This is a genomic window from Pseudomonas sp. PS01297, assembly GCF_029959305.1.
Classification (GTDB): Bacteria; Pseudomonadota; Gammaproteobacteria; order Pseudomonadales; family Pseudomonadaceae; genus Aquipseudomonas; species Aquipseudomonas helleri.
Window position 1 is genome coordinate 1 of the sequence record NZ_JASCPQ010000211.1, and the last position, 765, is coordinate 765.

At 54.9% G+C, this 765-nt stretch carries 1 protein-coding gene; it reads left to right on the forward strand.

The window, feature by feature from the left end:
* Positions 1–252: 252 nt before the first annotated feature.
* A complete protein-coding gene (locus tag QMX84_RS26315) occupies positions 253–672 on the forward strand; it encodes an organic hydroperoxide resistance protein (protein WP_262126567.1) in 420 nt (139 codons plus the stop codon).
* The last annotated feature ends 93 nt before the right edge of the window (positions 673–765 follow it).

Genomic DNA, 765 nt, shown 5'->3' on the forward strand with positions numbered 1-765 from the left:
AGCTTGCCTCGCGATCTTTTGATTTTTAAAGATCAAGAGATCGCGAGGCAAGCTCGCTCCTACAGTCAGCTTGCTTCCTGAAAATAAATAGTCTTTTAGATCAATTAGATAGATCTGTTTTGGGTGCGCCTTGAAAAAATAACTTGCGCACAAACTATTTGAGCGCTAATTTTCAGCCATCTGCTTAGCGCGCAAACAATTAGCGCTAAAGATAAACCTCATCAGACACTTCTCTTGTAAGGAAAGACCGCCATGAACGTTCTCTATACCGCTGTTGCAACCGCTACCGGTGGCCGTGATGGTCGCGCTGTTTCGAGTGACAAGGTCCTCGACGTCAAGCTGACCACGCCAAAAGAACTGGGCGGTGCTGGCGGTGAAGCCACGAACCCTGAGCAACTGTTTGCCGCCGGTTACTCGGCCTGCTTTATCGGTGCCTTGAAGTTTGTCGCCAGCCAGACCAAGCGCAGCATTCCGGCCGACGCCTCGATCACGGCCCACGTGGGTATTGGCCAGATCCCGGGCGGTTTCGGTCTGGACATCGACCTGCACATCAGCCTGCCGGGCCTTGAGCAAGCCGACGCCCAAGCGCTGGTAGAGGCTGCGCACCAGGTGTGCCCTTACTCCAACGCCACCCGCGGCAACGTCGACGTGCGTCTACACGTCAGCGTTTAAATCACCTGACTCATTGTGGGAGCGGGCTTGCTCGCGATGGATACGACAAGGTGTCAAAGTCGCGCACCGCGTTGCCTGCATCGCGAGCAAGCC